The following is a 23900-nucleotide window of genomic DNA, read 5'->3' as shown; positions in this document are numbered from 1 at the left end:
GGCTATAATTTGAGGCTCGACACCCAAGGGGGTATAGCTCAGCTGGGAGAGCGCTTGCATGGCATGCAAGAGGTCAGCGGTTCGATCCCGCTTACCTCCACCATCAGGGCGTCGAGAAAACAAGCGTTGATCGCAACGCGGTTCCGAAGGTTTTGACCCTATCGTCTAGAGGCCTAGGACACCACCCTTTCACGGTGGCTACCGGGGTTCGAATCCCCGTAGGGTCGCCAGTTCTCACCGAGTGGTGAAGCAGGCACAAGTCGCAGCACTTGGCTCCATATGGAGCGAACGTTGTCTACCAGGAGTGGTAGTTCAGTTGGTTAGAATACCGGCCTGTCACGCCGGGGGTCGCGGGTTCGAGTCCCGTCCACTCCGCCAGATTCCTCGACGAGATCAATGGGTTGCAGCTTCATCGCTGTGACCCATTTTTGTTTTGGAATTCGATTCGGCAGCGCTTCATGCGGCTGGTCGATGCGCGGGTTCGGATTCCAAGAAGGAAACGCTCTTTCGCGTGAGTGCCGTTTCGAGATTCGTTGAATCAGTAGTTAAGTTCTACCTTTGCCCGGCCGAGCATCTTTCGGTCGCGGCTGCGCGATTCTTCTGTTGCCAAAAATTGACGGGTTGCCTGAGTTTCGAGTGCAGAAGACGTGCGCGTCGGCGCTGCGGCCCCACACTTGAGCCTGTCGCAAAAAGAGGCTGCCATGGAAAATCTGGATCTGGAAACGATCGAGAAAGCAAGGACCGCCATAGAAGAGGTGATCGCAGGACGAAGCCTCGGGGTGCAGGCCGTGCCCTACTTTGCGCCCACCGATCTGGGCGTCCTCCCTTCATCCCAGCAGGAGGCGGAGCTTCGGCTCAAGGAAGAGAATGACTACGGCAATCGCGTACGTGCCGGCATCCACATGAGCCTGAGTGCCGCAGAGGCCGCGCTGCGGGTTGCCGAGACCCTGCTGAGGGACGCCGCCTACTTCACGCTGAGCGAGCGCAAGCAGGAACTCGCCAAGTGCGCGAACCGCGCTCGAAGGGCAAGCGCCTCCGCATCGCACGCGGCGGCCGTCCTTGCCGGCGAAGAAGCACCGAAGACCGATGCCATGATGGAGATCAAGCGGCTCGGATCGGCCATGTTTCAGCGCTTCGGCCAACAGCCCGAGGACAAGTCCTAGGCCGCCGGCAAGGCCGAGGGATTGAGCGCCTCGTTCAATCTTCCTTCGGCAAACTGGTTGATGTGGTCGAAGGCGATGCCGAAGTAGCGCTCGTAGTTGTCGCGCTCGACGTAGCCGATATGCGGCGTGCACAGCGCGTTGGGCAAGTGCACGAGCGGGTGCGCGGCACCGCGCACGGGTTCTTCCTCGAACACGTCGATGGCTGCGAAGCCGGGCCGCCCCAGCATCAGCGCGCGCTCCAGCGCGCCGGCGGCGATCAGCTCGGCACGGCTTGTGTTCACGAGCAGGGCGCTGGTCTTCATGCGGCCGAGGTCGTCGTCCGTGACCAGGCCCCAGGTGTGCTCGTTGAGCCTCACATGTAGGCTGACCACGTCGCTGTCGGCGAAGAAGGCTTCGCGCGACGGGGCTACCTCGAAACCATCCGCGCGGGCCGCTGAAGTCGAGCCTTCCCGCCCCCACATCCAGACCTTCATGCCGAACACGCGACCGTAGGCAGCCACCTGGCGGCCGATGCGCCCGTAGCTCCACACGCCGAGACGCTGGCCGCCGAGCTGCTGGCCCAGGTAGCCTTGCCACCGGCCCTGGCGCAGGCGCGTGGCCTCCTCGACCAGGTGCCGGCGGCTCGCCAGCGCCAGCGCCCAGGTCAGTTCAGCCGTGGCCGAGCCTGCGCCGCTGCCTTCCGTCACCACGACGCCGCGAGCCGTGCAGGCCGCGAGATCGACGTGGCCCGCCAGCTTGCCGGTCTGGCTGATCAGGCGCAGCTTCGGCAACCGGTTGAGGAGCGCCGCGTCGATGCGCGTGCGCTCGCGCGTGAGCACGATGGCCTCGGCATCGACGAAGCGCGCCGCGAGTTCGTGGGTGCTCTTCACCGTGTCATTGAAGATGCGGACCTCGTGCCTCGCCAGCTTGCCGAAGCAGTCGAGCGTGCGGACGCAGTCCTGGTAGTCGTCGGGGATGACGATGTTCATTGAAGCGTGATGTTGAGTTGCTCGACCGTGCGCTTCCACAACGCCAGGTCGTCGCGCACCAGTGCCGTGAACTCGGCCGGCGGCATGCCACCGGGCTCGATGCCCTGGGCCCGGAAGATCTCGCGCATCTCCTGCGTATCGAGCGCGCCCTTGACCTCGGTATAGAGCCGCTGCATGACCGGCGCCGGTGTGCCGGCCTTCAGCAGCAGTCCGTACCAGCCATGCACGTCGAAGCCCGGATAGCCCTGCTCGGCCACGGTCGGCACCTCTGGCAGGCCGGCGAAGCGCGACTTGGGTGCCACCGCAAGCGCGCGCAGCTTGCCGGCCTTGATCTGCGCCAGCGCCGAGCTCATGTCGAGAAACATGAACTGGATCTGGCCGCCCAGCAGGTCCTGCACAGCCGGGCCCGCGCCGCGGTAGGGCACATGGGTCGCGCGGATGCCCGCGCGCTGCGCGAACAGCGCGGCGCCCAGGTGTGCCGACGTGCCGTTGCCCGAAGAGCCGTAGGAGAGGCTGTCGGGTTTGGCCTTGGCCATCGCCACCAGGTCCTGCAATGTCTTGGCCGGGAAGTCCGGCTTCACGACCACCGCATGCGGAATGAAGCCCACCACCGTGAGTGGCGCGAAGTCGCGCAGCGTATCGAAGGGGTAGTTGGGCATCAGCGCCGGATTGGTGACCGCGAGGATCGAGGGAAAGACCATCGTGTAGCCGTCGGCCGGCCCGCGCGCGACCTCGCTCATGCCGATCACGCCGCCGCCGCCCGGCTTGTTGTCGACGATCACCGGCTGCCCCAGGCTGGCCGACATGGTCTTGGCGATGGCGCGTGCCATCAGGTCGGTCGGGCCACCGGCCGCGAAGGGCACGACGATGCGGATCGGCTTGGAAGGAAAGGCCTGTGCGTTCGACAGCAGCGGCAAGGCCGCCAGCGCCGAGCCGATGGCATGGTTGAAATGTCGGCGCGAGATGAAGTTCGCGGTCATGGTGTCTCGTTTTTGCCGTGGATCGAATCAGGGCGCGAGAACGGCCACGCCGTCGGCGGCGCGCACGCCTTGCCCCTGCGGCAACACGAAGATCGGGTTGATCTCCGCTTCGACGAGGCGCTCGCCGAGCGCTGCCGCCATCTGCGAGAAGCACACGATGGCCGAGACCAGCGCATCGATATCGCACACCGGCCGCCCGCGAAAGCCGTCGAGCAGCGGCCAGGTCTTGAGTTCGCGCACCAGCGCGCCGGCTTGCTCGCGCGACAGGCCCTGGGTCGGCAGCATCCTGAGCGTGGTGTCCTTCAGCAGCTCCGCGGTGACGCCGCCCATGCCGAGCAGCACGGCGCCACCGAGCGGGTCGCGATGAAAACCCAGGATGAGTTCGACGCCGCCGCTCACCATTTCCTGCACCAGGAACTGCCGCGGCCGCACGCCCGAGTGCGATTCCACTTCGTGCGTCATGCGATCGAGCCGCGCGCCCACCAGCTCGGCATCGACATTGACGGCCACACCGCCGACATCGCTCTTGTGCGTGATCTCGGACGACAGGATCTTCAGCACCACCGCGCCGCCGAGTTCGCGCGCTGCATGCGCTGCCTCTTGCGCATTGGAAACGACACGTTCGCGCACGCAAGGCACACCGAAGCGGGCGAACAGCTGCTTGGCTTGCGCTTCGTCGAGCGATCCGCGCGGCAGGTCGTCGATGCGTACCGGTGCCGGAAGCGCGCAGTCCGCTGCGGGCGCGGCCCACAGCGCGCGCTCGCGCATCGCGGCCAGCGCGCTGGTGCAGCTCTCGGGCGCCATGAAGGCCGGCACGCCGCGCTGGTTCAACAGGCTCGCGATGCCGGGCGCGTGCGGGCTCACGTAGGCCAGCAAGGGCTTGTCGCTGCCCGGCAGGCTGTCGTGGATGGCGTCGGCCATCAAATCCGGCATCGCGAGCCCCGAGGAGCCCACGATCACGACCACCGCGTCGTAGGAGAGACTCGCTAGCAGCGCCTTGATCGCGCCGCGCAGCAGCGCCGGCTGCAGCCCGGCGAGGGTGACGTCGATCGGATTGCGGTCGAGCACCGCATGCTCGCCCGACTGCAGCGCGCGCAGGGTCGCGGCGGTCTGCGCATCCGGCGCCGGCGTTTCGAAGCCCGCGCTGCCGAGGCTGTCGGCCACCAGCGTGCCGGCGCCGCCGGTCGAGGTGAGCACCGCCACGCGCTGTCCGCGCAGCGCGCGCGCCGTGGCCAGCGTCGCGGGAATGTCGAGCAGGTCGGCAAAGCTCTGCGCGCGGATTACGCCGACCTCGCGGAACAGCGCGTCGTACATGCGGTCCGCGCCCGCCAGCGCACCGGTGTGCGACACGGCTGCCGTGGCGCCGGCTTCCGAGCGGCCGACCTTGAATACCACCACCGGCTTGCCCCGGCGCGCCGCCTTCAATGCCGCCGCACGGAACTTCGCGGGATGGCGCAGGCCTTCCATGTAGAGCGCGATCACCGAGGTCGCTTCGTCGTCCGCGAGATGGTCGACGAAATCGGCCAGGTCCAGGTCGACTTCGTTACTGGTCGAGACGAGCTTCGACAGGCCGATGCCGCGCGCCGCCGCACGCGAGAGCAGGGCGCCGAGGATGCCGCCGCTTTGCGAGACGACGCCGATGTGGCCGGCCTGAAAGCCTTCCATCTCGAGCGCACCGGTCGCCGACAGCGTGATGTTGTCGGTCAGGTTGACCAGGCCGATCGTGTTGGGGCCGAGGATGCGCATGCGGCCCGCGGCATCTAGCAACTGCTGCTGGCGGCGCGCGCCTTCTTCGCCGACCTCGGTGTAGCCGCTCGCCAGCACGATCGCGGCCGAGGTGCCGCGCGCGGCGAGCTCGCGCACTGCTTCATGCGCGCGCTCCGCACCCAGGAGGACGATGCCGACGTCGGGCGCCTCGGGCAGCGACTGCACGTCGGGGTAGCTCTTCAGGCCGCCGATCTCGGCGGCGCGCGGATTCACGGGGTAGATCGCGCCGGTGAAGCCGTGCTTCGTCAAATAGGCGACAGGCCGGCCGGCAGTCTTGGCCGGATCGGCCGACGCGCCGATCACCGCCACGCTGCGGGGCTTGAGCAGGCGCGAGATCGCGTCGTTCATGCCGACTTCTCCCTGGTGCCGGCGTTCAGAAAGGCCAGCACCGCATCGCGATGCGCCTGTGTCGTGTAGCAGATGCCCTGTGCCTGGCTGCCTTGCGCAAAGACCTGCTCGGCCGGCAGCTCGAAGCTCTGGTCGATGATGGACTTGCCGAGCGCGAGCGCGGCCGCCGAGCCCTGCGACAGTTCGCGTGCCCAGGCCTGCGCATCGGCCAACAGCGCATCGGGCCGGCACAGGCGATCGGCGATGCCGAGCTGCAGCGCTTCGGCGGCTTCGACCTTGCGCCCGGTGAAGATCAACTGCTTGGCGCGCGACAGGCCGACGCGCCGCGGCAGGAAGTACATGCCGCCGCCGTCGGGGATCAGGCCGCGCTTGATATAGCTCCAGGCGAAGCTGGCTTCTTCGGAAGCGATGACGAAGTCGCAGGCCAGCGCCATGTCGGCGCCCAGGCCGTTGGCCGAGCCGTTCACCGCCGCGATCACCGGTTTCGGCATGGTGTGCAGCAAAGCGATGGAGTGATGCACGCGCTGCTGCCGTGTCCAGCCGTTGAAGCCGACTTCGCCGGCCGGCGCGTCCATGCGCCGCTGCATGCCGGCCACGTCTCCGCCGGCGCAGAAGCCCTTGCCGTTGCCGGTCAGCACGAGCGCGCGGATCTTGGCATCGCCGGCCACCTGTTCGAGCGCGGCGATGAGCTCGCTGCGCATCGCATCGCTGATGGCATTGCGCTTCTCGGGACGGTTGAGCGTGAGGACGGCGATGCCGTCCGCCACTTCGAGTTCGATCTGGATGGGTGCGGTGTTCATGATGGGCTCTTCAATCGACGGTGATGTTTCCGTCCTTGACGACCTTGCGCCAACGCACTTCCTCGGCCCGCACGTAGCGGTCGAGTTCCTGCGGCGTGCCGACGTTGACCGCCAGGCCTTCCGACTGGGTCTGCTTCACGAAGGCCTCGGCCTTCACGGCACGGCGCACCGCATCGTTGAGGCGCGCGATCACGTCCTTGGGCGTGCCGGCCGCCGCATAGAGGCCGTACCAGCTCTCCGCCGCGTAGCCCGGCACGCCGGATTCGGCCAGCGTAGGCACGTCGGCATAGGCCGGCGAACGATGCGCCGTGGTCACTGCGAGCGCGCGCATCTTTCCTGCGCTGACGAAGGGCCGCGCGGCGGCCGCGGTGGCGAACATCATGTCGACCTGGCCGCCGAGCAGGTCGGTCATCGCCGGTCCCGCGCCGCGGTAGGGCACGTGCGTGATGTCCACCTTGGCCAGGCTCTTGAAGAGCTCGCCCGCCAGGTGCGCCGAGGTGCCGTTGCCCTGCGAGGCGAAGGTCAGCGTGCCGGGCTTGGCCTTGGCTGCGGCCACCACTTCCGCCACCGTCTTGTAGGGCCGGTCCGCGCGCACCACCAGCACGTTGGGCGAGACGCCGATCAGCGCGACCGGTGCGAAGGCCTTGTCGGTGTCGTAGGGCAGCTTGGGTTGCAGCGCGGGATTGACTGCGTGCGCGAAGGTGGCCATCACCAGCGTGTAGCCGTCGGGCGCGCTCTTGGCGACGGCGTCGGTGCCGATGATGGTGCCGGCGCCCGGCTTGTTGTCGACGATGACGGGCTGGCCCAGCGCCTCGGCCAGGCTGACGCCGAGCGAGCGCGTGATGGCGTCGGTGCCGCCGCCGGGCGCGAATGGGACGATGATGCGAAGCGGCTTGTCCGGGAAGGCCGCGAGGGCCGGTGACGCAGTCAGCGCCGCGAACGCGAGCGTCGCGGCGAGGCGGAGGAATGCACGCATGGATGTCTCTCTTTCTGGGTGGCTCGATGGGTCCGAAGCTTAGGACGCATACTTCGCGAGCGCACCCGCCTCATTCCACTGGATGGAATTGGAGATGAGTGGCGCAAGGAGACATCGCATGGCGACCCCACCCAACCGCTCGCTCGAACGCGGCATCGAGATCCTGCGGGCCTTCCGGCCCGGCTCCACGCTGCTCGGCAACGGCGAGCTGGCGGAGCGCACCGGGCTGGCGCCTGCCACCGTGAGCCGCCTCACGCAGACGCTGGTCGGCGCCGGCCTGCTCGAGCATGACCGCTCGGCGCGCGCCTACCGGTTGGCGGCGCCGGTGCTGAGCTTCGCGCATGCCATGCGTACCGGCTCCGCCGTGCTGCAGGTGGCTGCGCCGCGGATGCGGGCGGTGGCCGAGAAGCTGCGCATCAACGTCGGGCTCGCGGTCGCCGATTGCAGCGAGATGCTGTATCTCGAATCGTTCCGCTACAACACGAAGGCGTCGCTGCGCAGCGTGGTGAGCGGCCAGCGCGTGCCGATCGAACTCACCTCGCTCGGCCGCGCCTGGCTGGCCGTGGCGCCCGAGACGCGGCGCGCTGAATTGCTGAAGGAATTCGAGGCGCGCCGCAGCGACTGGCCTCGGCTTCGCAAGGAGATAGACAAGGCCATCGACAGCGTGCGCCGGCGCGGCTGGTGCGCGGCCTCCTGGCAGCCCGAGATCGTCGCACTGGCCACGCCGCTCTCGCTCGAGAACGAGCGCGTGCATGTGCTGAATGCCAGCGTCTCCACCACCGACCCGGCGAACGAGGTGGCGCTCGCGCTGAGTGCGCCGCTGCTGGCGCTTCGCGAGCAGATCGGTGCGGCGTTCCGGGATACGCCGTTTGCCAGGTGACTTCGAGCCGGCAGGCGGCCTACTGGGCCATTTTCAGGCACTCTTCGGCACAGCGATGGCAAGCTTTTGCGCAGTCCTTGCAATGCTTCGCCTTGTGCTTCGCGCACTCGTCGCCGCAAGCCTTGCAGATCTCGGCGCACAGCTTGCAGATGGCGCCGGCGTAGGCGCTGCCGCGCGCCATCGCTGCAGCGGCCAACTGGCAGAAGGCAGCGCAATCGATGTCCAGCGCGATGCACTTGGCCATCATCTTCACGTCGTCCTCGGCCAGGCAAGACGCGGCGCAGTGATTGCACGCCGTCGCGCAATCGTTGCAGGCATCGATGCACTGGACGTATTTCTCATGTGGCATGGCGTTCTCCTTGGGTGGAAGTGCCGGACAAGCCGGCGAACTGGAACCTAGCGCGCCGCTTCGAGCCTTGTGACGGTGAACTTGCCGTCGATCTTTTCGGCCTGGAAACGGACCTTGTCCCCGGCCTGGACCTTGTCCAGCAGGGCATCTTCCTTCACCTGGAAGACCATCGTCATGCTAGGCATGTCGAGATTCTTCAGAGGACCATGCTTGAGCGTGAGCTTCTTGCCTTCCTTGTCCACCTTGCGCACCTCACCCTCGGCGAGATCGCCGGCGGAGGCCGAACCGGAGAACGCGAATGCAGCAACGATTGCGGCGAGAGCGGTACGAATGTCGATCATGTGAGTTCCTTCCATGGAGTGGGTCGAGGTCGATTACTTGCGGGTGGCCTTGGTCACGTTCACGGCGCCTTTCATTCCGGCGTCGTAGTGACCCGGCTGCAGGCACGCGAAGTCGACTTTCCCGGCCTTGGTGAATTGCCAGACGATCTCGCCGGTCTTGCCGGCGGCGAGCGTCACCATGTTCGGATCGGCGTGTTCCATCTCCGGGTTCTTCTTCATGACTTCGTAGTGCGCCTTCAACTCCTTCTCGGTGCCGAGCACCAGCTCGTGCTTGAGCTTGCCGGAATTGGTGACCACGAAGCGCACGGTCTCGTTCTGCTTCACGTTGATGCTCGCAGGGTTGAAGCGCATGTCGTCGGTCATGTCGACGCTCACGGTGCGTGTCGCCTTCGCCAAGACGCCGGGCTTGCCGATCGCGTCGTCATGGCTGTGTCCACCGGCATGGGTGCCGGCTGCAAGAACACTCGTTGCCGCGAGGGCGATCAGTGCGGCGAAAGTGGTGTTGCGAACGGAATTTTTCATGGAGCTTCCTTTTGAATCTCAATGGCCGGAGTGGCCGTTGGCGGGTTTGCGGACGCGGACTTCGATGTTCTTGGCCGGCATGTTCTGCGCAGGCATGGCGGCCGCGCCGGCGCTGCGCTCTCGAGGCGGCTCGGGCAGCTGCCCATCCAGTTCGTAGGCCACCGTGCCTTGCGGGTGCTTGAACCATCCCGGGTTCGAGTAGTCGCCGGGCTTCTGGCCCTTGCGCACCTTGACGACGCTGAACATGCCGCCCATCTCGACCGAGCCGAAGGGCCCTTCGCCGCCCATCATCGGCGCGGTGTTGTCGGGCAGCGGCATCTCCATCTCGGCCATGTCGGCCATGCCGCGCTCGCCCATCACCATGTAGTCGGGCACGAGTTTGGTGATCTTCCTCACCACGTCCTTGTGGTCGACGCCGATCATGGTGGGCACATCGTGGCCCATCGCGTTCATCGTGTGATGGCTCTTGTGGCAGTGGAAGGCCCAGTCCCCTTCCTCGTTGGCGAGGAATTCGACCTGGCGCATCTGGCCGACCGCCACGTCGGTCGTCACCTCGTGCCAGCGGGTGCTCTTCGGGGTCGGCCCGCCGTCGGTCCCCGTGACCACGAATTCATGCCCGTGCAGATGCATCGGATGGTTCGTCATCGTCAGGTTGCCGAAGCGGATGCGCACCTTGTCGTTCAGCCGCACGTTGAGCGAATCGATGCCTGGAAAAACCCGGCTGTTCCAGGACCACAGGTTGAAGTCCAGCATGGTCATGATCTTGGGCGTCGCGCTGCCGGGCTCGATGTCGTAGGCATTGAGCAGGAAGACGAAGTCGCGATCCACCTCGTCGATCAGCGGGTGCCTGGCCTTCGGATGCGTGACCCAGAAGCCCATCATCCCCATCGCCATCTGCGTCATCTCGTCCGCATGCGGGTGGTACATGAAGGTGCCCGGCCGCCGCGCCACGAACTCGTAGACGAAGGTCTTGCCTGGCTGGATTCCCGGCTGCGTCAGGCCGGTCACGCCGTCCATGCCGTTGGGCAGGCGCTGGCCGTGCCAGTGGATGCTGGTGTGCTCGGGCAGCTTGTTGGTGACGAAGATGCGCACGCGGTCGCCTTCGACCACTTCGATGGTGGGCCCCGGCGACTGGCCGTTGTAGCCCCACAGGTGGGCCTTGAAGCCGGGCGCCATCTCGCGCACCACGGGCTCGGCTACCAGGTGGAATTCCTTGATGCCGTTGTTCATGCGCCAGGGCAGCGTCCAGCCGTTGAGGGTGACGACGGGGTTGTACGGCCGCCCGGTCGGCGGCGAGAGCGGCGGCATGGTGTCGGGCCTGGTCTGCAGCGCCGGTTCGGGCAAGGCCGCCATGGCCACCTTGCCGACCGAAGCGGCGGCAATGGCACCCGTGATGGCACCGGCACCGCTGAGAAAGTTGCGTCTGTTTGTCATGATGGTTGTGCGTGGAAGGGCCGATCAGTGGGCGGCACCGGAGGCAGCCTGCGGACTCGAGCTAGTCATCGGGGAGGATGCGGCGACAGGCTTGCCGATCACCGATGCCGCCAGGGCGGCATCAGCCAGCCAGAACTGCTGCTGGGCGTTGATGGCGTTGTTCACACTCGTGATCTGATCCCGGGCTTCTGCGAGCAGCTCGAAGACGCCGATCAGCATTCCGTTGTAGCGCAGCACGTTCTCGTCCTGCATGGTCTGGCGCAGCGGCACGATCTCGTCGCGATAGTGGCGCGCGATGTCGTAGGCCGTGCGATAGGCGGAATAGCCCTCGCGCAGCTGAGAGGTCGCGCCACGAACTGTCGCGTCGTAGCGATTCGCCGCCGCAAGCGCCTGCGCGTTCAGCGCATCGCGCTGGGCGGACCCCCAGTCGAAGAGAGGCAGCCGGATGTCAAGCTCGAATCCGCGGCGCGTGTCACGGCTGCCGCCATCGAATACGGTGTCCCGGCGCACCCCGGCCTCGACATCGATGAAGGTCGACAACAGGTTGATGCCTTGCGACTTGCCGGCGACGTCGAGCTGCGCGCGGGCTTGCTGCACGTCCAGGCGCTGCTCGCCGGCGGTGGTTGCAACCTCGCTTGCTTCGCGAGGCGACTTGGGCAGATCCGGCAGGCGCGCAGGCAGCTTCAGCCGGGCGGCCTGCGCATCGTCCAGGCCGAGGGCGCGGACCAGCTCTTCGCGAGCGGCCGTAGCGTTGTGGCGTGCGGACGCGAGCTGCGTCGTGGCATCGGCATAGAACACCTGCTGCCGCGCGCGCTGCAGCTTGCTGAAGTTGCCGACGAGTTGCATGCGCCGCGCGAGTTCCGCGCTGGCCTCGGCCGATTCCTTGACCTGCTCGGCGTACTGCAGCGACTGCCCGGCCGCGACGGCGCGCACCCAGGCTTGCCGCACCTGCGTGACCTGGTCCACCACCGCGCCGCTCAGCTGCACCTGCGCCTGAGCGGCCTGGCTTCGGGAGATCGAAAGCCGCTGCGGCAGCAGGATGAGATCGACGAGGCCGAAGGACAGCAACCGTCCCACTTCCAGCTCGTCGCCCAGGCGCAGGCGCTCGAAGCTGAACACGGGGTTGGTGAGCCGGCTCGTCTGATTGGCCGCGGCAATGTCGGCCCAGCTCTGCGCGATCAGCGCCTGGACCGAAGGGCTGTTCGCGAGCGCCAGCCGGACTGCATCATCCCGGGAAAGCGGCTTGCCGAGCAGCGCCTCGGAAAGCGCCGTGCGGGCATCTCTCTGCTCCGTGGTCCGGCTCAGTTCGAGCTTCCCCCCGGTGAACTGCGAGGCGGAGGAATTCGTCTGCTTCAACGCATCGTCGATCCCGACGGAAGCACAGCCGGCGAGGAATGCAGCGGCCAGCGCGATCGCGGCGATCTGCAGAGGCCGCCTCATGGCTTGTCCTTTGGCGATTTCGCCTTCGGCGCGGACATCGAATGGCCGGCATGCGGATCGGCGGTGCCGGATGGTTTGTCATCGGCCTCGCCAGCGCTCTCCTTGGCATAGGCGCGCCAGCCGCCGCGCTGATGAACGGTCTCGATGGCCTCCTTCCAGGGAATGGGCTTTTCGTCGGCGAAAGGCTTGTAGCCGTCCATCGCCGATCGGAAGGAAAGAGTTGCCGCGGGTTCGGCGGCGGCAGCGGGAGCCGGCGCAGGGCCGGTCTGGGCGCCCGCTGCCAAGGCAGCCAAGGCAGCCAGGGCGGGCAAAGTAGCCAGCCAACGGGCGGGCAGGAAAGTGAACATGGGATCCTCGCGATGTTCATGAACGGCGTGCCGTCAGCGAGCCCCAAGAAGGGCATGACGATACGAGCGATGCATGGGCGTCCGCGCGCCGGCAGCCGAGCTGCCGGACGCTGGACGCGGTTACGCGCGAGGTGGTTTGTGAGGAACGCGAGGCGAGACGGTCGCCATCGCGAGGAAGGGCTCTGCGAGGTCGGCCTGCGGGAGACCGTGAAGAAGGGATGTCACGAGCGTCGGCATCATCCCGACCGAATGGCAGGCCGCGCAGTTGCCACATTTGTGGAACGTGTCGGAGGCGTCGTCCTGCGCGTTCTGAGCGACGTGATGGTCCTCGCCATCGTCGCCGCTCACATTCGCATGATGATGCGCGGCGCCCTTCGGCGAGGCGTGATCGTGCTGGCTGTGATCGTGCGCCGCGCCGGCACTCATCTGCGCCGGCTCAGGTGCGCAAAACGCCATGGCCGCTGCCGCGTAGCCCTGAAAGGGCACCGCGAGCATCATGAGCCACAGCAGCATTGCGCGAAGACTGACCATCGCCGAAATTGTAGAGGGCTTACTTGGCCTTGCCTATTCGCCTCCGCCAGAGACCGGCTGCGACCGCGCCGGCACTCGCTAGCGAGCACGTTCCAGGTGCGTGATGGTCGGCCTGCCTTTGACGATTTCCGCTTGAAACCGGATCTTGTCGCCAGGCTTCACCGCATCGAGCATCTTCTTGTTTCCCACGTCGAAAGCCATGGTCATCGCCGGCATCGCGAGATTGGGCAGATCCCCATGGTCCAGGACGATTTCACCGGATTCACGAAGGACACGCTCGACCGTTGCGTCGGCCAGGGGTAGCGAGGCCGCCTGGCCGGCTCTGGCGGACTTCTTGGGCGCCGGGGGGGAATTCAGGGATGTCTGTGCCTGAGCGCCGGCGGTCGCGAGAACCAGTCCCGCGATCAACACGCGAGGCCATCTCACTTTGCTGCTCCGGTGGTCGAGCTGCCCGCATAACTTGCAAAGACACGCTCCCCGCCGCGGCGATCGTTGAGGAGCACTTTGTAAGGGTCGCGGCGGTCGCCGTACTCCATGCCTGGCGAACCCACCGGCATGCCAGGTACGGAAAGGCCGATGGCCTGCGGCTTCATGGCCAGCAAGCGCTTGATATCGTCCGCAGGCACATGACCCTCCAGGACATAGCCTTCCAGCGTCGCGGTGTGGCAGCCTGCAAAGCGTTCCGGCATCCCGAAGCGCTTGCGTACGCTCGAGGTATCTGGAGTTTCGGTCACTTGCACGGCAAAGCCGGCAGCCTTCAGGTGGTCGACCCAGGCGCTGCAGCAGCCGCAATCTGGATTCTTGTAAACATGGATCGGAGCAGCCGCATAGGACAGGCCGGGGTGCAGGATGGGAGTCGCTGCGATCGCGAGGAGGAGTGAACGTCTTTTCATGTGGACTCTTTCGAGTGTGTTGTTCGGTGCCGCCACCGGTTCAGTCGATCACTCTGCTTGTGCGCAGACGCAGCGAGTTGGCAATGACGCTGACAGAAGAAAGCGCCATAGCCGCCGCTGCAATCACCGGCGACAGCAGGATGCCGAAGAACGGGTAGAGCACGCCCGCCGCCAGAGGTATGCCCGCCGCGTTGTAGACGAAGGCGAAGAAGAGATTCGTTCGGATATTCTTCATCGTAGCCTGGGAGAGGCGACGAGCTCGCGCAATGCCCATGAGATCGCCGTGCAGCAGCGTCACGCCTGAACTCTCCATCGCCACGTCGGTGCCGGTTCCCATGGCGATGCCGACGTCCGCGGCAGCCAGGGCGGGGGCGTCGTTGACGCCATCGCCGGCCATGGCCACGACGCGACCTTCGGCCTTCAGCTTCTCGACCACCGACGACTTGTCTTGCGGCAGCACCTCGGCGATTACCTCGTCGATGCCGAGCTGACGCCCGACGGCCTGTGCCGTGGTTCGCCCGTCGCCGGTAAGCATGACGACCCGGATGCCTTCCTTGCGCAATGCGGAGATGGCCTGGGGCGTGCTGTCCTTGATCGGGTCCGCGATGCCGACAAAGCCGGCGATGCGCCCATCGATGCCCACGAAGATGACCGTCGCGGCCTTCGCCCGCACGCCTTCGGCGACCGCGTGCATGGCCCCGGCTTCGATGCCTTGCTCGGCCAGGAACTTCGCGCTGCCCGAGATCACACGTGCGCCCTCCACGGTCCCCACCACGCCCTTGCCAACGGGAGAGTCGAAGTCCGTGATGGGCAGCAGCGGCAACCGGCGATTCTGGGCTTCCGCAACGATGGCGGCGGCCAGGGGATGTTCGCTCGCTCTTTCCACGCTGGCGAGCTTCTGAAGAACGGTAGCGGCGTCAAAGTCTTCCGTTGCCTCGACATGCACGACCTTCGGCTTGCCTTCGGTCAATGTACCGGTCTTGTCGACCACCAGCGTGTCCACCTTTTCCATGCGTTCCAGTGCCTCGGCGTCGCGGATCAGAACACCGTGCTGCGCCCCCTTGCCGACCCCAACCATGATCGACATCGGAGTGGCCAGGCCGAGGGCACAGGGGCAGGCGATGATGAGGACTGCCACCGCCGACACCAGCGCGTATGACAAGGCCGGATTGGGCCCCCAGACGAGCCAGGCAACGAAGGTCAGGACCGCCACGATCACCACCACCGGGACGAACCAACCGGCAACCTGATCGGCCATGCGCTGAATCGGCGCACGGCTGCGCTGCGCCGACGCGACCATATGGACGATTTGCGCCAGCAAGGTGTCCGCACCCACCTTTTGGGCGCGCATCACGAAGCCGCCGGTCTGGTTCAGAGTTCCCGCCGTCACCTTGGAGCCGGTCGCCTTGGCGACGGGAATCGGCTCGCCGGTGATCATCGATTCGTCTACCGTGGCCTTGCCCTCCACGACCTCGCCGTCAACCGGCACCTTTTCGCCCGGTCGAACGCGCAGCTTGTCGCCCACGCCGATCGTGTCGAGCTCGACCGTTTCGTCGGATTCGCCGTCCTTCACCCGTACCGCGGTCTTCGGCGCCAGATCGAGCAAGGCGCGGATCGCTCCCGATGTCTTTTCGCGCGCGCGCAACTCCAGGACCTGCCCGAGCAGCACCAGGACGGTGATGACGGCCGCAGCCTCGAAGTAGACAGCGACCGCGCCATCCGTCGTGCGCAGTTCCGCGGGGAATAGAACGGGTGCCACGGTTGCCACGATGCTGTACGCCCATGCGACGCCTGTACCCAGTGCAATGAGGCTGAACATGTTGAGGCTGCGATTTTTCACCGAGACCCAGCCTCGCACGAAGAAGGGCCAACCGGCCCACAAGACCACGGGCGTGCCGAACAGCATCTGCACCCAGTTGGATGTCTGCTGACCCAGGAGGCCATGCAGGTCGATGAGGTGCCCACCCATTTCAAGAAGTACCACGGGCAGGCTGAGCGCCAATCCAATCCAGAACCGGCGGTTCATGTCCCGCAACTCCGCGCTCTCCCCGGTCGCCTCGGTCGCGACGACAGGCTCCAGCGCCATCCCACAAATGGAGCAACTTCCAGGCCCCATCTGGCGGACCTGTGGGTGCATGGGGCAGGTGTACTCGACGTTGGCACCGCCGCCCGTCTTTACCGCGGCGCCGCGGTCACCACCATGCCCACCTCCGGCATCCCGGCCAGCAGCACCGTGATCTCGATGATCGTGTCCTTGCGAAGCTTTCTCGGGAGTCGCGATGGGCGCGGCGGGAGGGTAGGGATGTGGATTCATTGAGATCTCCTGTATCGCCAGTCTTGACCCTCCAACCATGGGAAGGCCGACAGGTTTCTGGTATCGGCCGCAGGCTAGGTCTCAAGGACTTGAGCCTTGGATGTGTGATGGCAGTCTGCGAACCCGCTGAGCTCGGCGAGTTCGTCGATGATGGGGCAATCCGGCCGCTGGTCTCCCTGGCAGCAGTCCGCCAGCCGCTCAAGCGTGCGCTTCATGCTTTCCATCTCTTCGATGCGGCGGCTGAGGTCCTCGGCATGCGTCAGAGCAATGCGTTTGACGTCGGAGCTTGCGCGGCGCTTGTTCTGCCACAGCTTCAACAGCTCGGAAATCTCGGCCATATTGAAGCCGAGAGAGCGTCCGCGCCGAATGAACCGCAGCGTATGCACATCCTTCTCGGCGTACTGGCGGTAGCCCGAATCCGTGCGGCCGACCTTGGGCAACAGTCCAAGCGATTCGTAGTGACGGATCATCTTGGCATTGACCCCGCAACGGGCGGATGCCTCGCCGATATTGAACGGCCCATCAAAGGTGCTGCACATCACGCACCTCCTCTCCAGCGCCGCGTCGCATGCTGTTGCTCATCGACATCTCCTGTCTTTAGATTTCCGATTCAGGAAATATCAACTCTTCCATCATGGGAAGGTCAATCCAGCATGTACGAACCCCACCTTCTTTCAGGGTTAAGCAGCCCTGCTGGACGTGTATGCGAAGCATGAACCCGCCAAATCGGCGCTTCATGCTCCTTGCACTCGCCACTGAACCCGTGCGACGCTGGTGCCGGAGCGACGTAGCAGCGCGCGCAGGGCATGCGCTCGGAGGCCATCGGCATCGACCCCGAGGCCATGACCGAGATCGCTTGCGGCCCGGCCTCCTGCATCACAGAGATCGACGCCCGCGCTCTTACGCCGAGCAGCGCCAGACACAGCAACAGCGCAACGCCAAAGCGTGCACGCCATCGTCGGAGGCATTCAGCTCGTGCCATGGCGCCTTCTCCAGAACGCAAGCCCAGGTGCGCGTTGCTCACGCGGCCGGCGCATCAGCAAGTACGCCGCCGGAATCACGAACATCGACAGCAGCGGCGCAGTGATCATCCCGCCAATCATCGGCGCGGCGATGCGCTGCATGAGCTCCGAGCCGGTGCCGCTGCCCCACATGATCGGGAACAGGCCGGCCAGGACGACGGCGACCGTCATCGCCTTGGGCCGCACGCGCAGCACCGCGCCTTCGCGGATCGCGTCCAGCAGATCGGCATCTCCGGTGCGTCCGTCGTCGATGCGGTTTTGCCAGGCGTGTTTGAGGTACAGCAGCATGATCACGCCGAACTCTGCGGACACCCCGGCGAGCGCGATGAATCCGACCGCGCCGGCGACGGACAGGTTGTAGCCGAGCAGGTACAGCAGCCAGATGCCACCGACCAGGGCAAAGGGCAGGGCGACCATGATCAGCAGCGCCTCGTCGAAGCGCTTGAAGCTCAGGTACAGCAGCACGAAGATGATCAGCAGCGTGAAGGGCACGACCACTTTCAGCTTCGCAGTGGCGCGCTCCAGGAACTCGAACTGCCCCGACCAGGAGATCGAATAGCCCGGCGGCAGCCTCACCTCTTTCACGACCACGCGCTGCATGTCCTGGACCGCCGAGCGAAGGTCGCGCCCACGAATGTCCACATACACCCAGCCCGACAGCCGCGCGTTCTCGCTGCGCAGCATCGGCGGGCCGTCGGTGATGCGGACATCCGCCACGTCGGAGAGCAGCAGCCGCGCGCCGCGCTCCGTGACGATCGGCAAGGTTCGCAGCTTCTCCAGCGAATCGCGGATCTCGCGCGGGTAGCGCATGTTGATCGGGAAGCGTTGCAGGCCTTCGACCGTCTCGCCGATGTTCTCGCCACCCACCGCCGAGGCGATCACCGACTGCACGTCTGCGATGTTCATGCCAAAGCGCGCGGCCTCGTCGCGCTTGATGTTCACGTCCACGTAGCGGCCGCCGGTAAGCCGCTCGGCGAGCGCGCTCGACACGCCCGGAACATCCTTGAGCGCACGCTCGATCTCGCCCGTCAGGCGGTCGATGGTGACGAGGTCGGTGCCTGCGACCTTCACGCCGACAGGACTCTTGATGCCGGTGGCCAGCATGTCGATGCGGTTGCGGATCGGCGGCACCCAGATGTTGGTCAGGCCCGGCACCTTGACGATGCGGTCGAGTTCCTCGACCAGCTTGTCCTGCGTCATGCCGGCCCGCCATTCGTTCTGGGGCTTGAACTGGATCGTGGTCTCGAACATCTCCATCGGCGCCGGATCGGTGGCCGTCTCTGCACGCCCGGCCTTTCCGTACACGCTGGCCACCTCGGGCACGGTCTTGATCAGGCGATCGGTCTGCTGCAGGAGCTGGCTCGCCTTCCCGGCCGACAAGCCCGGAAGCGCCGACGGCATGTAGAGCAGATCGCCTTCGTCCAGTTGCGGCATGAACTCGCCGCCGATGTGCTGCAGCGGCCACAGGCTCAGCACCAGCACGATCGCCGCGCCCACCAGCGTCAGCTTCGGCCAGCGCAGCACTGCGTTCAGCAACGGCCGATAGGCCGCGATGAGAAAGCGATTCAGGGGATTGGCCTTCTCGTCGGGAATCCGGCCGCGGATCAGGTAGCCCATCAGCACCGGGATCAAGGTCACCGAAAGGCCGGCGGCCGCCGCCATCGCGTAGGTCTTGGTGAAGGCCAGCGGCGAGAACAGCCGTCCTTCCTGCGCCTCCAGCGTGAACACCGGAATGAAGGACAGCGTGATGATGAGCAGCGAGAAGAACAGCGCGGGACCCACCTCGGCCGCCGAATCGGCGATCACGCGCCAGTGTGGCTCGCCGCGCAATGTCTGGCCCGGATGTTCGTGGTTCCAGCGCTCGATGTGCTTGTGGGCGTTCTCGATCATCACGACCGCCGCATCGACCATCGCGCCGATGGCGATCGCGATGCCGCCGAGCGACATGATGTTGGCGTTGACGCCCTGGTAGTGCATCACGATGAAGGCGGTCAGGATGCCGATCGGGAGCGACACGATGGCAACGAAGGCCGATCGCAGGTGGAACAGGAAAATGAAGCACACCACCGCGACGACGAGGAACTCCTCCAGCAGCTTGTGACTCAGGTTCTGCACCGCGCGCTCGATCAGGCTCGACCGGTCGTAGGTCGGCACGATCTCCACGCCCCGGGGCAGGCTTGCCTGCAGTGTCTTGAGCTTTTCCTTCACCGCGGCAATGGTCTCCAGCGCGTTCTTGCCCGAGCGCATCACGATCACGCCGCCTGCGGCTTCGCCCTCGCCGTCGAGCTCGCCGATGCCGCGGCGCATCTCGGGGCCGACCTGGATGCGCGCCACGTCGCCCAGGCGCACCGACACGCCGGCATCGGTCGTCATGAGCGGCACCTTGCGGAAGTCATCCAGGCTCTGGAGGTAGCCCGAGGCGCGGACCATGTATTCCGCCTCGCCGAGCTCGAGCACCGACCCGCCGGTTTCCTGGTTGGCCTTCTGGATCGCTTCGACGACTTTCGTGTGCGCGATCCTGTAGGCCGCGAGCTTGTCGGGATCGAGAACGACCTGGTATTGCCGCACCATGCCTCCCACCGAGGCCACCTCGGCGACGTTGGGCACGGTCTTCAACTCGTACTTCAGGAACCAGTCCTGCAGGGCGCGCAGCTGCGAGGCGTCTTGCGTGCCGCTGCGGTCGACCAGCGCGTACTGGTAGATCCAGCCCACGCCGGTGGCGTCGGGGCCGAGCGCAGCCTTGGCGCCGGCCGGCAGGCGCGACTGCACCTGGTTCAGGTATTCGAGCACGCGCGAGCGCGCCCAGTACAGGTCGGTGCCGTCGTCGAACAGCACGTACACGAACGAGTCGCCGAAGAACGAATAGCCGCGTACCGTCTTCGCGCCCGGCACCGACAGCATCGTCGTCGTCAGCGGATAGGTGATCTGGTTCTCGACAATGCGCGGCGCCTGCCCCGGATAGCTCGTGCGGATGATGACCTGCACGTCCGACAGATCCGGCAGCGCGTCGAGCGGCGCCTTCGACACCGAGTACACGCCCCAGGCGCTGATCATCAGCGTGGCCAGCAACACCAGGAAGCGATTGCCGATCGACCATCGGATGAGCCCGGCGATCATTGCTTGCTTCCCGTTGGAGCGGGCGCTGCCGCCTTGGGCTCGGGCGCCATCGGCGTCACTCGGGTGAGCTGCGGCAGGTCGTCCTTGTCCATGAAGAACTCGAAGGTCACCCGGTCGCCGGTCCGTACATTGCGCGGTGCGCCGCCTGTGGGCAGCTTGAAGTCCATGGTCATCGGGCCCCACTTCATCGTGGCGATGGGGTCGTGGGACAAGGTCATCGCATCCTTGCTCAGGCTTTCCACCTTGCCTTCGCCGACATGTCTCGGAGCGCTCGTCGCCGCGGCGCCGGAAAGCGCAGCGCCCGCCGCGGGCACGCTGTTCAAGCGCGCCTCGACACCCTTGAGGCTGGCTTCCGAGTCGATCAGGAACTGGGAAGACACCAGAACGCGCTGTCCGGCCTGCAGCCCGCGCTTGACCTCGGTCTGGCCTGCGCTCTCGATGCCGATCTCGACATCCACCGGGCTGAAGCGGCCGTTCTCCTCGGCCAGCATGACCACGGTGCGCTTGCCTGTCTGGATGACGGCCTCGGTCGGAATCAGCAGCATCTTGTCGGCGCGCATGTCCATGAATTGCATCGACACGAACATGCCCGGCACCAGCCGGCCGCCCGGGTTCGCCAGCTCCAGCCGCGCCTTCAAGGTGCGCGTCGCCGGGTCGACGTCGGGGAGGATGGCCTGCACCTTGCCGTCGAAGGTTTCGCCGGGTGCGGCCGGGCTCCTGGCCTGCACTTTGGCGCCCGGTCGCACGAGCGCCGCTTGGCTTTCCGGCACCTCGGCGTTGGCCCAGACAGTGGAAAGACCGTTGATGCGAAACAGCGTGGCGCCCGGCATCACCGTCATCCCCTCTCTCGTCGTCAATTCGGTGATGACGCCACCGATCGGCGCAAGCAGCGTGCTGCGGGGCTGCGTGCGGCCGCTGCGCGCCACGAGTTCGATCTGTCCTTCGCTCATGCCCACCTGCCGCATGCGCTGGCGGGCACCCTCGACCAATGGAGCCAGGTCGGTGCCACGCATGCGCTGAACCGACAGGAACTCCTCCTGCGCTGCAATCCAGTCGGGAACATAGAGTTGGGCGAGAGCCTGCCCCTTGGCCACCCGGTCGAACGTGGCACGCACGTGCAGGCGCTCGACGTAGCCGGTCGCCCGTGCCTGCACGATGGCCTGGTCGCGTTCGTTGAAAGCGATGCTGCCGACCGCCGCGACCTGCGGGGACAGCGTGCCTTCCGACACGACTGCGGTGCGCACGCCCAGGTTCTGCTGGACGCGCGGGCTCACGGTCACACTGTTCCGGTCGCCGTCGCCGCCGGCATAGACCGGCGACATCATCATGTCCATGAAGGGCGACTTGGCCGGCTTGTCGAACCTGTTTCCCGGCACCATGGGGTCGTGGTAGTAGAGGATCTTCTTGCCGTTCGCGGGGTCGGTGTCGCCGGCTTTGAGGCCGGCGGCCATATGGCGCCGAGTGGCGTCCTCGCCCGTCTCGTTGCTCGGGGCTGCCGGTGTCGCCGGTGTCCCCGGTGTCGCGGAAGCCGGCGCTGGCGCTGCAGCCAGGCCCATGCCGCGCTGCATGCCGAGGATGTACAAGCCGAAGCCCGCCGCGGCGAGGACGCCGGCGGCGATCGATCCGATCAAGAGGGGTTTGAGCTTCATGTTCATTTCTCCGTCGCTTCAGATGCTCGATCCTGCAGAGCCGATCGGCGCTCGATCGGAATCAGGTAGTTGAGTTGCGCCCAGAGACCCGCCGTCTCCATCTCGAGACGAACCCGTTCCATGCGCGTGTCGATCTCCACGCGCCTGGCCTCGAGCACGCTGCCGAGCAGCCCGCCTCCCCGATACGCCGCCATCGCGGCGCGCGTGCGCTCCGAGGCCAGTGGGATCAAGGTGTTGTCGTAGTGAGCCAGGCGGTCCCGGTTGCTCTGCCACTCTTGCAGCCAGCTGCGCGCTTCTGCCAGGCGCTCGCGAAGGGCTTCCTCGCGCTGGTCGTGTGCCTGATCCGCCAGGGCCAGCTTGGCGGCGAGCTCGCGATCCTGTCGTTTCGCCGGGTCGACTTGCAGTGGGATCGAGACATTGAGCGAGACCATGTTCGAGTAGGCGGAGCCGCGCTGGCTGTACATCAGCTCCACGCTCCAGTCGGAGCGCTTGTTGCTTCGGGCCACCTCGGCCTCGGCGCGCGCGACTTCCTCTTGCCTGGCCAACATGGCGATCTGCGGGTGGTTCGCGATCCGAGCGTCCAGATTGCGTTCATCGAGGGGGAGATCGGACAGTTCCGGTGGTGCGCCCAATGCCTGATGGGCGTCGTCGCCGAGCCAGCGCGCAAGCTTCGTCTTGGCCGTCGCGATCTGCCTGTCGGCCTGCCGGATGGTGTCGTCGATCCGGGCGACGGCCATGCGCGCGGCGAACGCGTCGGCCTGCGAGCCTCGCCCCCCGCGGTAGGCGGCGTCGGCAGCCTCGATCTGAAGGCCGGCCTCGTCACGCTGAGCGACCAGAATGGCACGCACACGTTCCCGGTAGTGGCGCTCCAGCCAGGCGGCTGCAGTGTCCCGCTGCAGACTGGCGAGTGCCGCGGCACGTCCTGCCTCGGCCGCCTCTGCCTCGCGCTCGAAGCGGGCCGACCTGGCCTGGCGCTTGTCTGCGCGGGTCAATTCCTGCATCACGCCAATGGAGCGCATGGTCATGAAGTCGCGCGTCAAGCTCAAGCGGTCGGCGCCGTTGACGGGCAGGTTGTCGATTCCGGCCTTGAGCGTCGGATCGGGCAACTGCCCGGCGGCGACTGCCATCTCGCGCGAGGCTGACGCGGCCGCATCCTGCGCCGTAAGTTGGCGCGAGCGTTGCTGCGCCAGCTCCACTGCGCGCTCGAGCGTCAGCGCGGGCTCGGCGTGCGCGCTCAGGGTTGCGAGGGCCAGGCACAACGCAGTTGCGGCGAGCGACAGGCGAGCTCGCCTTCCTCGTGGTGCAGCCAGGAATGAAACGATGAACATGAACTCTCCAGACAACGAAACAACGGCTTCGTGTAGCGCCCGGTGCGCCGGGCGAGCAGGAGCCCATCGGCGCAGGCGAGCACGACCGATGCACCGAGCCGACCCCGTCGAGGGTCGTCAGCGCAACGTCGTCTAAGAGATCAAGTTCGGAAACAGCAGTGCAGGATGGCGTGCGGCGGATCCACCGAAGCCAATGCACTCGACGCAGCGGCCGCAGGGCGCGGCCGCATCGCGACGTCAGTCGCGTAGGGAGTGATGGGAAGAGTCGTGAGCAGTACGGCGGGCACCGTCAGCGTCGGGGCATGGTCGCTCTGCTGGCCGTAGCGGCAATGTTCGGCGCAAAGATTGGGTGACGGGTCCGTCGCCCCGGCCATGTCGGCGCAGGGACCGGCGGCCTGGTCAGCCGCCATCGGCATGGCTTCGTTGCTGACGTCGAGCGCCGCCTCGGTGCCCGAGAGCATCTGCATCTCGATCGAAGCACCCGAAAGGAGTCCGGGACAGGCGTAGGCCGCGACGGCCATTTGCGCAAAGAGCAGCACGCCGATCAGCGCGCGGCCGACCCTGTGCAGCCATCGGCGCTTCATGGACTCGCCTCCAGAGCCGCCCGGCAAGCCAGCGGCAGCGCATCGCCAGCGCGAGATGCGCTGGCGAGCGGGTGGGCGGTGACTGAACTGGCAAACATGAATGGCGGGAGATGGAGGGGCCAGAGCCGGAGAGACTCGATTCTCGAA

The 23900-nt window shown here is 66.3% G+C and carries 22 protein-coding genes and 3 tRNA genes; 5 read left to right on the top strand and 20 right to left on the bottom strand.

Annotation, left to right across the window (positions count from 1 at the left end):
* Positions 1–27: 27 nt before the first annotated feature.
* From EJI01_RS19930 to EJI01_RS19915, 4 genes are all read left to right on the top strand, one after another.
* A tRNA-Ala gene (locus EJI01_RS19930) sits at positions 28–103 on the top strand.
* A gap of 51 nt (positions 104–154) precedes the next feature.
* A tRNA-Glu gene (locus EJI01_RS19925) sits at positions 155–230 on the top strand.
* A gap of 71 nt (positions 231–301) precedes the next feature.
* Positions 302–378, top strand: a tRNA-Asp gene (locus EJI01_RS19920).
* Between the two features lie 323 nt (positions 379–701).
* Positions 702–1163, top strand: a complete 462-nt coding sequence (locus tag EJI01_RS19915) for a hypothetical protein (protein WP_126838864.1) — start codon at positions 702–704, stop codon at positions 1161–1163.
* Here the strand turns inward: EJI01_RS19915 and EJI01_RS19910 are convergent.
* From EJI01_RS19910 to EJI01_RS19890, 5 genes are read right to left on the bottom strand one after another with little or no spacing between them, the layout of a single operon-like run.
* The gene (locus EJI01_RS19910) at positions 1160–2131 is read right to left on the bottom strand and encodes a D-2-hydroxyacid dehydrogenase family protein (RefSeq protein ID WP_126838863.1); all 972 of its coding nucleotides are present in this window, start codon (positions 2129–2131) and stop codon (positions 1160–1162) included. The two genes, EJI01_RS19915 and EJI01_RS19910, sit on opposite strands and share 4 nt — an antisense overlap.
* Positions 2128–3111: a Bug family tripartite tricarboxylate transporter substrate binding protein gene (locus tag EJI01_RS19905; RefSeq protein WP_126838862.1), complete on the bottom strand. Its 984-nt coding sequence runs from the start codon at positions 3109–3111 to the stop codon at positions 2128–2130. The genes EJI01_RS19910 and EJI01_RS19905 overlap by 4 nt, the downstream gene beginning before the upstream one ends.
* A 27-nt stretch (positions 3112–3138) precedes the next feature.
* The gene (locus tag EJI01_RS19900; RefSeq protein WP_126838861.1) at positions 3139–5226 is read right to left on the bottom strand and encodes an acetate--CoA ligase family protein; all 2088 of its coding nucleotides are present in this window, start codon (positions 5224–5226) and stop codon (positions 3139–3141) included.
* Positions 5223–6026 (bottom strand): enoyl-CoA hydratase/isomerase family protein, encoded by an 804-nt coding sequence (locus tag EJI01_RS19895; protein ID WP_126838860.1) that lies wholly within the window; start codon positions 6024–6026, stop codon positions 5223–5225. Before EJI01_RS19895 ends, EJI01_RS19900 begins: the two co-directional genes overlap by 4 nt.
* A gap of 10 nt (positions 6027–6036) precedes the next feature.
* Entirely contained in the window at positions 6037–7002 is a 966-nt protein-coding gene (locus tag EJI01_RS19890) for a tripartite tricarboxylate transporter substrate binding protein (protein WP_126838859.1), read from the bottom strand.
* Between the two features lie 118 nt (positions 7003–7120).
* On the opposite strand from EJI01_RS19890, the gene EJI01_RS19885 reads away from it, so the two are divergent.
* A complete protein-coding gene (locus tag EJI01_RS19885) occupies positions 7121–7882 on the top strand; it encodes an IclR family transcriptional regulator (protein WP_126838858.1) in 762 nt (253 codons plus the stop codon).
* Positions 7883–7901: 19 nt separating this feature from the next.
* Here the strand turns inward: EJI01_RS19885 and EJI01_RS19880 are convergent, their stop codons facing one another.
* From EJI01_RS19880 to EJI01_RS19810, 15 genes are all read right to left on the bottom strand, one after another.
* On the bottom strand, positions 7902–8231 hold the full coding sequence (locus tag EJI01_RS19880) for a four-helix bundle copper-binding protein (protein WP_126838857.1): 330 nt from the start codon (positions 8229–8231) through the stop codon (positions 7902–7904).
* A gap of 47 nt (positions 8232–8278) precedes the next feature.
* The gene (locus EJI01_RS19875) at positions 8279–8572 is read right to left on the bottom strand and encodes a copper-binding protein (protein WP_126838856.1); all 294 of its coding nucleotides are present in this window, start codon (positions 8570–8572) and stop codon (positions 8279–8281) included.
* A gap of 33 nt (positions 8573–8605) precedes the next feature.
* The gene (locus EJI01_RS19870) at positions 8606–9094 is read right to left on the bottom strand and encodes a plastocyanin/azurin family copper-binding protein (protein WP_126838855.1); all 489 of its coding nucleotides are present in this window, start codon (positions 9092–9094) and stop codon (positions 8606–8608) included.
* 18 nt (positions 9095–9112) lie between these two features.
* On the bottom strand, positions 9113–10528 hold the full coding sequence (locus tag EJI01_RS19865) for a multicopper oxidase family protein (RefSeq protein ID WP_126838854.1): 1416 nt from the start codon (positions 10526–10528) through the stop codon (positions 9113–9115).
* 24 nt (positions 10529–10552) lie between these two features.
* On the bottom strand, positions 10553–11968 hold the full coding sequence (locus tag EJI01_RS19860; RefSeq protein WP_126838853.1) for a TolC family protein: 1416 nt from the start codon (positions 11966–11968) through the stop codon (positions 10553–10555).
* Positions 11965–12315, bottom strand: coding sequence for a hypothetical protein (locus EJI01_RS19855; RefSeq protein WP_260602534.1), 351 nt, complete (start codon positions 12313–12315; stop codon positions 11965–11967). The genes EJI01_RS19860 and EJI01_RS19855 overlap by 4 nt, the downstream gene beginning before the upstream one ends.
* A gap of 120 nt (positions 12316–12435) precedes the next feature.
* The gene (locus EJI01_RS19850; protein WP_185878981.1) at positions 12436–12828 is read right to left on the bottom strand and encodes a hypothetical protein; all 393 of its coding nucleotides are present in this window, start codon (positions 12826–12828) and stop codon (positions 12436–12438) included.
* 96 nt (positions 12829–12924) lie between these two features.
* Positions 12925–13257 carry a copper-binding protein gene (locus tag EJI01_RS19845; protein WP_260602533.1) on the bottom strand — a complete coding sequence of 111 codons (333 nt, stop codon included), beginning with the start codon at positions 13255–13257 and terminating at the stop codon, positions 12925–12927.
* Positions 13258–13268: 11 nt separating this feature from the next.
* Complete coding sequence (locus EJI01_RS19840; RefSeq protein ID WP_126838851.1) at positions 13269–13739, bottom strand: DUF411 domain-containing protein; 471 nt, start codon at positions 13737–13739, stop codon at positions 13269–13271.
* A 40-nt stretch (positions 13740–13779) separates the two neighbouring features.
* Positions 13780–16053: a copper-transporting P-type ATPase gene (locus EJI01_RS19835; protein ID WP_126838850.1), complete on the bottom strand. Its 2274-nt coding sequence runs from the start codon at positions 16051–16053 to the stop codon at positions 13780–13782.
* 74 nt (positions 16054–16127) lie between these two features.
* Positions 16128–16592: a Cu(I)-responsive transcriptional regulator gene (gene cueR / locus EJI01_RS19830; RefSeq protein ID WP_126838849.1), complete on the bottom strand. Its 465-nt coding sequence runs from the start codon at positions 16590–16592 to the stop codon at positions 16128–16130.
* Positions 16593–17021: 429 nt separating this feature from the next.
* The gene (locus EJI01_RS19825) at positions 17022–20192 is read right to left on the bottom strand and encodes an efflux RND transporter permease subunit (RefSeq protein ID WP_126838848.1); all 3171 of its coding nucleotides are present in this window, start codon (positions 20190–20192) and stop codon (positions 17022–17024) included.
* Positions 20189–21841, bottom strand: a complete 1653-nt coding sequence (locus EJI01_RS19820) for an efflux RND transporter periplasmic adaptor subunit (RefSeq protein ID WP_126838847.1) — start codon at positions 21839–21841, stop codon at positions 20189–20191. Before EJI01_RS19820 ends, EJI01_RS19825 begins: the two co-directional genes overlap by 4 nt.
* 2 nt (positions 21842–21843) lie before the next feature.
* Positions 21844–23169, bottom strand: a complete 1326-nt coding sequence (locus tag EJI01_RS19815; protein WP_126838846.1) for a TolC family protein — start codon at positions 23167–23169, stop codon at positions 21844–21846.
* A gap of 140 nt (positions 23170–23309) precedes the next feature.
* On the bottom strand, positions 23310–23753 hold the full coding sequence (locus tag EJI01_RS19810) for a hypothetical protein (protein ID WP_126838845.1): 444 nt from the start codon (positions 23751–23753) through the stop codon (positions 23310–23312).
* Positions 23754–23900: the final 147 nt, after the last annotated feature.

This window comes from Variovorax sp. MHTC-1 (genome assembly GCF_003984645.1).
Taxonomy (GTDB): Bacteria; Pseudomonadota; Gammaproteobacteria; order Burkholderiales; family Burkholderiaceae_C; genus Variovorax.
The sequence above is the reverse complement of the archived record's forward strand: the minus strand, read 5'-3'. Positions and strand labels throughout refer to the sequence as shown.